The sequence below is a fragment of the Methanomassiliicoccales archaeon genome (assembly GCA_026394375.1).
GTDB lineage: Archaea > Thermoplasmatota > Thermoplasmata > Methanomassiliicoccales > UBA472 > JAJRAL01.
Genome location: JAPKYJ010000029.1, coordinates 22,093 through 29,319, shown reverse-complemented (window position 1 = coordinate 29,319; position 7,227 = coordinate 22,093). Strand labels below are relative to the sequence as shown.

Below are 7,227 nucleotides of genomic sequence, written 5' to 3'. Positions count from 1 at the left end.
TCCGCGAAGGACGCCCATTTCTGGGAACGGAGCGCATTCGGTCGGCTGACTCCTGCTTGCAAGGCAGGGGAGAACGCATTGTGCGTCTCCGGCGGCCTACTCCATCAGGAGCGTTCCAATGCCTTTCCCGCAGACCGTTGCCAGTCTCGTGCCCGATGGAGCGATGTGTACGCCACGGTCATTCGGGCATTTGAACTTTATCGCCATTCATCCCACGACTGAAGTTCGTGGGTTTTCTGGCGACATACTTATAATTCTGTTTTCATCATTGACCAACACCAGATGCCCAGAGGCTGCGCTCCAGTGACCTTGTTGGCGAGACAAGGCCAAGTTTCCGCTTTCAGTGACAATAATAACCTGATCTCTAGGAATGTGCGCGAATTTCATCTGACTCATTTCCGCATATCTGGATGTCCGCAGGACGATTGAGTTGAGACGGCAGGATTCCTCCGATTGCTAATTCCATAAGTAATCATTTATGGCCTGCGAGATTCACCAAATTTATATAGGACCGTGCGATTTTCCGCGCCATAGGAGCGTTGGGAAAGGCTCACCCCTATCTCCTCCTGACGGGAATTGTCGTTCCACCTTGCAAGCCTTCCCAACCTCCTTTCTCCATCTTCTTCCGATCCCTCAGACCCCGATGGAGATCCTTAGGATGTCCCTGACGCCTGGAGCCAGTCCGAGGAAGATGACTCCGAACTTGATTATATTGGATAGGTTCGGATAGCGTTCCAGATCCTTGGCGAAGAGGAAATCGAGCACCCAGATGAGGACCAGCACCAGTAGCAATTTGAAAAGCAGGACCACGGCAGCGGTTCCAGCAAGGTCGATCAGAAATGTCGGCAGAACGTGCTTCTCAGAATAGCCGTAGATGTCGACGCCGCGGAAGGTGGCCGATCCATCAAGGAAGTGAGCGAAGAACATGGCCAGGTTGATCGGCTGCGCCACCACCGCCCAAGGACGTCCCTTGAGCCACTTGCCCAGCAGCGCCACTCCCAAGGTGCAGACCGTGGCCAAGGTCAGGATGACGACGAACTCCATGGCATGAGGGTCGATGCTCCTTCCTGTTCTGACCTGGAAATCGGCCCTCCAGGAAGCGTCGAATTGAAACTGCACCACGAAGGCCGAGGCGATCAGGAGACAGAGGAGGCCGACGCATACCAGGCTGGACGCCACGGGGCCGAAGTCCTTCCGTATCATCAGATGCCAGAGAGCCAAGCAGACAATGCCAGATCCCAGGGGCACCATCCACGGCAGGGAGCTGGAGAGGTCGGACGAGTCCAGACCTGTGATCAGAAAGTAGGTGGCCAGCAATCCCACCACCAGGATAGCGAAGGTGAGGAAATGCGTTCTCTGTCCGAACCTCTTCTCCTTCCTTTCGATTATCAACGCCGTGGCGATGGTGAAGATGAAGATGCCCGCGACCTGCACGTAGATCAAAGGCGAGATGAAGAAGTACTGCACCCCGCCGCGAAAGAGCTGGGCGTCCTCGAGGGCGCGTGCCACGCCCCCCACGATGAAGATCAGCAGGCAGGCGCCGATGAACCGAGCGTCCACCCGCAGGCGCAGGCGCTTGACGGCCTTGTACATGACCATGATGGCCACCGCCAGCAGAAGGCCGTAGATGAGCGTGCTTACGATGTTGTAACCCTCCGTGATCCCGGACACCGGGTGCTCCTGCGCATCCGAGATCACCGGTCCCCAAAAGTAACGGTAAAGGAAATCCTCCCAAACCTGCTTCGGGAAAAGCAGGGCGAGCGCCGAGAGGGCGATAAACGGAAGCGCCGCTATCCCGCCCCAAAACCAATAGCTGCGTCTCGCTCCCTTTCGAGCCAGATTAGCGAAAAATCTCGTCCTCACCGATAAGTTGAAAAGACGATAGGCATATATGAGGGTTCACCTAAAGGTGCTTGGATGGATGAGGGTGACTTCACAAAGTCCCGCTCGATGCTTTTTCCCAGGAACGTGCTCGCAGGGCATGGTGCTATCGAGTCGGTGCCGCAGGTCTGCAGGGACTTCGGTCTGTCCGGCACAGCCCTGATGATCGTGGGCGAAAAGACGCGTAAAGTGGCCGGAGACCAGATCACCGATGGTCTGCACAAGAAAGGTTACGAGGTGCAGATCGTGGAGACGGGCGAGGCCAGCTACGAGAACCTGAACCGGGTGGAGACAGCGGCCAAGGAGGCCAAGGCCAGCTTCCTCCTGGGCGTAGGAGGGGGAAGCAAGATCGATCTGGCCAAGATGGCGGCCAAGGACCTGGGGATCGAATTCCTCAGCATTCCCACCTCGGCCTCGCACGACGGCATCGCCTCTGGGCGGGCGTCGATCAAGAACAACAGCGTGCCTCTTTCCCTGGAGGCCAAAGTGCCTTTGGGCGTGATCGCCGACACGGCCGTCATCATGAAAGCCCCCTATCGGTTATTGGCAGCGGGCTGCGCCGATGTCATTTCCAATTCCACCGCGTTGTTGGACTGGGAGTTCGCCCGTCGCCTGAGGCACGAGGAGTTCTCCCGTTCCGCGGCTGCCCTGGCGAACTACACCGCTCAGACCATAATCGACAACGCCGATCTCATTCGGCCGAATCTGGAGGAGAGCGTGTGGATCGCCATCAGACCGATCATCATCTCCGGCATATCCATGAGCGTGGCCGGCTCGTCCAGACCGACCAGTGGCTCGGAGCACATGTTCTCTCACGCTTTGGACCTCATCGCGCCCGGCAAGGCTTTGCATGGCGAGCAGTGCGGGGTGGGTTGCATCATGATGATGTATCTGCATGGGGGCGACTGGATGCGCATCCGCACCGCCCTGCAGAAGATCGGCGCCCCCACTTCGGCCAAGGAGCTGGGCATCACCAAAGAACAGGTCATCGAAGCGCTCGTGACCGCCCATAAGATACGTAAGGACCGCTTCACGATTTTGGGCAATCAAGGCCTCACCCATGAGGCCGCGGAGAAGATCGCCACTATCACCAGAGTGATCTGATCGAAGGGAAGGGATGTCATGGCAACTGTCACACTCATAGGCGAAAGGCAAGCGAAAGAAGGGATCTGCTTCATCTACAAGGGCTTCGTTTCGGAGTGCCGCGAGTGCAAGCTGAAGGCGGTCTGCTTCAATCTGGATGTCGGGACAACGTACCGGGTAAGAGGGGTGCGGGACGTCAAGCACGAATGCAAGATGCATGAGGATGGCGTTCGGGTGGTGGAGGTGGAGAAGGTGCGCGCTTCCGTGGGGGTGGGGCAGAAGTTCGCGCTCGAGGGTTCGACCATCACCTATGATGAGGTCAAATGCCGCAACCTCGGCTGCGATCGCTACCGCCTCTGTCATCCCGTGGGAGTGAGCAGGGGGAACAAGTACCGCATAGTGGAAGTGCACGGCGAGGTGTCCTGTCCCGAAGGCAACAAGGTCATCGAGGTCGTGGTGGAGTAGGCAGCGGAACGGAGAGGCCTCCACCGCTGTGCCTTCTAAGATGAAGGCAACGTTCTCAGGTTCGATCCAGCCGTCCGCTTCTGAGAGACTGGCGATCGCTCAGCGGAAAGATTCGCCCGTTATCCGTTCGAACATCTCGATGTAGAGGTCGCTAATCTCCTTGACCTTCTCCTCTGGGAGCGGCGGGATGGGTGGTTCGGGTTGCTTGGCCTTGCGCGCCTTCATCAGCTTGTCATAGTAGCCGATCTCTCGGTAATGCTGGCGCACCGCCTCCTTGGAGAGCTCGAGGCAATGCCCGTTGGCATACTCGTCCTCATCCCACCAGCGGTCCTCGTCCGAGGTCCCGAAGGTGTCCACCACCATCAATCGGCGCTTCTCGTCGAAGGCCAGCTCCTTCTTCCCATCCACATGGATGAGCATACGGTCCTCCACCTCGGAGGCGATGAGGAGGTCGATCTTGGCCACCAGCTCGATGACCCGTTCGTATTCCTCGCGCGTCATGCCGGAGATCTTGATGCCTTCCTCTAGGCTGACCGGCCTATCCACCTTCTCCAACTTGGTCGTGGCCTCGTAGAACGGCCGGGGCAGCTTCTGGCCATACTTCGGTTCCTGGCCCTTGCGAAAGCCCAGCTCCTCCACGTCCAGCTCCCCGGCCTTGATCCGGTCAAAGAGCGAACCGGCTACGTACTGTCGGGAAATGAACTCCATCGGGATGAGGTAGTTGCTCAGGCCGCAGTGCAGCTTGCTGTAGTCCGAGATGACGTCGACCCTCTTCACCCGCATGCGGTTGGGCGGCACCAGTTCACGGAAATGCGTGCGGATGCCCTCCTTCCTCAGAAGCTGGAACCAGGAGGCGGCGGTGCGACACAGGGTTTCCCCTTTGAAGGGTATCTCGGTGGGGATGATCTTGTCGAAGACAGAGATCTTGTCAGTGAACACGAACTCCAGCGTCTTGTCGTCCACCTCGTAGACCTGCTTGACCTTGCCCGTTCGGATAAGCTTCATCTTCGCACCGCTGGTTGTATCGGATTGGTCTAGATATTACTTTTGTTTCCGTACATCGTTCCAGATACGGGAGGATGACATTCGTCATCAAGAAGATGATCGGGCGGGCTCACAGCTCGGCGCCCGCGTGCACCTCTAGGCCCCTTGCCCCGATGGCATAGGGGGTTATCCTCCGGGAATGCTTGATGCGCCTCATCTTCACGATGCGCAAGGTGAGCTGCATCTCGTTCTTGTCCGCCACTTCCACGTAGCGCAGGGCGACCACCCCATCGGACACGTACTCGGCCAGGCCGTCGCGCGTGGCCAGAGGGTTCTCGTCCTTCACCTCGGCGGTCATGATGCAGGTCGCCCCGGTCTTCTTGATCAGCTGCGTGAGATTGAACAGCGCCACTCGCTTGTCGTGCTCGTTGTCGAAGAGCATGTTGAGCAACGAGACGGAATCGATGACGATGCGGGTGGCACCGAAGGCCTTGATGAACTCCGGTAGCTCGCTCTTGATGCGGCTGATGGTGGTCTTGGCGTCCGTCGGTTCGAGCTTCACGATGACCAGCTTCTTGCCATCCATATGGGGCTTCAGGTCCCAGCCGAACGCTCTGGCATCGTCGATGATCGATCGCTCGTCCTCTTCCAGGGTGATGTAGATGCCCTTTTCACCATCCTTCAACCCCTGGTTCAGGAACTGCAACCCGAGGGTGGTCTTGCCCGTACCGAACGAGCCCATGACCACCACCATGTGCGATTTGGGGAATCCTCCCTCCAGCATCTCATCCATGCCCTCGATACCGCTTCTGATCCTGTCAACCATGCCCTCACCCCACTCTCTCGGTGTCAATGACCACCAGACCGCTCTCTGCCGTGACCACGGTGGCGAACCTCGCGATGCGCTCCTTGTCCAGGTGGGGGAGAATGCTCATGAACTTCTCCACATACAAGTAGCGCTGTCTTCGGGAGGTCTGCGCGAACTTGCTCCATTCGAATACCAGGGCACCGTCCACGCTATCCATGACCATTAGTTGCTTCCTCTCATCCAGGATGTCCCGGGTGAGGATGAGATAAACGATGCCGTTCCACTTTTTTGCCACTCTCTGCATGCCGCGTAGCACCGCCACCAGGTCCACGGTATCTATGTTCGCTGAGACCGCCAGATCGGTAATGGAGTCGATGATGAGGAGCGAGTCCGGAGCGTTCTCGTCCATGAAGTTGATCAAGGCTTCCAGGAGGTTCTCCTCGCCATAGCCAGCGAAGATGGAAGAGGCCTCGCCTCCCCAGCTCTTAGGCACCACGGTCTTCTTGAAATACATGCTGGAGAAATCCTTGAAGATCACGTTGCGTTCGAACGCCTCGTAGAAATCGGCGTTGAAGGAGACCTTTATCTCCTGCAAGATGTCCTCGCGGGAGCGGGAGAAGGTCACATAGCATATCTTCTTCGGCATGAACTGGTCGCTGGCGTCGTGGCCTAGGAAGTAGGAGGCGGACTGCGGGTTCTCCTTTACCAAAGCGAGCTTCGCGGCCGAGGTGTAGGCGAACTCCACTTGGCCTGCACCAAGCTCACCCAGCAATAGTACCGTGGAACCGATCGGCATGCCGCCCTTGATGATAGAATCGAAATCCGCCACCCCAGTCGGGATCCTCCTCACCTTAGAATTCATTCCCAGCACCTTACGCCAGATAATCATCCTGGGCATTTAAAGAACTTATTGCTGAGCGGAATCCGGCTGGGATGATATCGATCTCCCCCACTCGATCAGGAGATCATTCGATATCCTTCAACGAATTCCGAATCATTTCCAGCAACCGCACGGCCGTCTGGCACTTGATGGCCCAGCGGTCACCGAGGAACAATCTCTTCTCCGACCGGACCTTCTTCCCATCGTCTATGGCCAAATAGACCAGACCGACCGGTTTGTCCTCCGAGCCTCCATCTGGCCCAGCGATGCCCGTGCATGCCGCCCCAATGTCAGAGCCGGTGAGCAAGCGGGCGCCGGTCGCCATCTCCTTCGCGACCTGCGCACTGACCGCACCGTGATCGCGCAGAGTTGATCCCTTCACTCCCAGCAACTTGGTCTTCGATTCATTGCTGTAGGTAACCAGGCTGGCCAGGAAGTAGTCCGATGCTCCGGGCTCGTCCGTCATCAGGCTGCCGACCAATCCACCGGTGATGGATTCCGCCAGGGCGATGGTCTTTCCTTTTTCCCTAGCTGTCTTCCCAACTTCCTTCGCCAGGTTCATCGCCATTCCTCCGGGGCGGAGTGCCTTCAGTGAGCTCCTTCAATCTGCCCACGCCATCGATGTCCTCGATCACCCGGACCACGGCCGGAGGCACGAGACCTTGCCACTTCTCATTGGAGACCATGCGCCTCCTGATCTCCGTTCCAGAGTAGATCTCCCGGTTGAACATGGGCGAAGCGCGCACCTCGCAGCCCGCCTCCTCGAAAAGACGGCGGGTCAGGGGATTGTTGGAATAGATGGCCTTGAACGGAGGGACGAGAGAGACCACGTGCGCCACCCACACAGCGTAGCGATTAACATCCACGATGGGCACCAGGAAGTAGTTCTCCAAGCCTTCTTCTTTGAGAGCCCGGGATATCATCAGATGGCGCTCACCAGCTGTGAACGGGTTGTCGAAGGTGTGCGAGCATTGCGCGCTGCCGATGCAGATGGTAACTGAGTCGCATTCCCGGGCGATGGTGCGGATGACCTCCAGGTGACCTTTGTGAAATGGTTGGAAGCGACCTATGACCAGGGAGTTGAAGGCGTCCTTGCTCACTCGACCACTGCTATAGACAAACGAAT

Annotated in this window: 8 protein-coding genes; 2 read left to right on the top strand and 6 right to left on the bottom strand. The window is 57.8% G+C overall.

What is annotated here, in order from left to right:
* Positions 1 to 633 precede the first annotated feature (633 nt).
* Positions 634 to 1,863 carry a DUF63 family protein gene (locus tag NT137_08935; GenBank protein MCX6653456.1) on the bottom strand — a complete coding sequence of 410 codons (1,230 nt, stop codon included), beginning with the start codon at positions 1,861 to 1,863 and terminating at the stop codon, positions 634 to 636.
* A gap of 54 nt (positions 1,864 to 1,917) precedes the next feature.
* Between NT137_08935 and NT137_08930 the strand changes: the two genes are divergently transcribed.
* Complete coding sequence (locus NT137_08930; GenBank protein ID MCX6653455.1) at positions 1,918 to 2,985, top strand: NAD(P)-dependent glycerol-1-phosphate dehydrogenase; 1,068 nt, start codon at positions 1,918 to 1,920, stop codon at positions 2,983 to 2,985.
* An 18-nt stretch (positions 2,986 to 3,003) separates the two neighbouring features.
* Positions 3,004 to 3,429, top strand: coding sequence for a UPF0179 family protein (locus tag NT137_08925; GenBank protein ID MCX6653454.1), 426 nt, complete (start codon positions 3,004 to 3,006; stop codon positions 3,427 to 3,429).
* A gap of 99 nt (positions 3,430 to 3,528) precedes the next feature.
* Here the strand turns inward: NT137_08925 and NT137_08920 are convergent, their stop codons facing one another.
* From NT137_08920 to NT137_08900, 5 genes are all read right to left on the bottom strand, one after another.
* The gene (locus NT137_08920; GenBank protein MCX6653453.1) at positions 3,529 to 4,434 is read right to left on the bottom strand and encodes a phosphoribosylaminoimidazolesuccinocarboxamide synthase; all 906 of its coding nucleotides are present in this window, start codon (positions 4,432 to 4,434) and stop codon (positions 3,529 to 3,531) included.
* A gap of 109 nt (positions 4,435 to 4,543) precedes the next feature.
* Positions 4,544 to 5,239 carry a KaiC domain-containing protein gene (locus tag NT137_08915; GenBank protein MCX6653452.1) on the bottom strand — a complete coding sequence of 232 codons (696 nt, stop codon included), beginning with the start codon at positions 5,237 to 5,239 and terminating at the stop codon, positions 4,544 to 4,546.
* Between the two features lie 4 nt (positions 5,240 to 5,243).
* Positions 5,244 to 6,083, bottom strand: coding sequence for a hypothetical protein (locus tag NT137_08910; GenBank protein ID MCX6653451.1), 840 nt, complete (start codon positions 6,081 to 6,083; stop codon positions 5,244 to 5,246).
* A gap of 103 nt (positions 6,084 to 6,186) precedes the next feature.
* On the bottom strand, positions 6,187 to 6,663 hold the full coding sequence (locus NT137_08905) for a CinA family protein (protein ID MCX6653450.1): 477 nt from the start codon (positions 6,661 to 6,663) through the stop codon (positions 6,187 to 6,189).
* On the bottom strand, positions 6,629 to 7,201 hold the full coding sequence (locus tag NT137_08900; protein ID MCX6653449.1) for a nicotinamide-nucleotide adenylyltransferase: 573 nt from the start codon (positions 7,199 to 7,201) through the stop codon (positions 6,629 to 6,631). The genes NT137_08905 and NT137_08900 overlap by 35 nt, the downstream gene beginning before the upstream one ends.
* Positions 7,202 to 7,227: the final 26 nt, after the last annotated feature.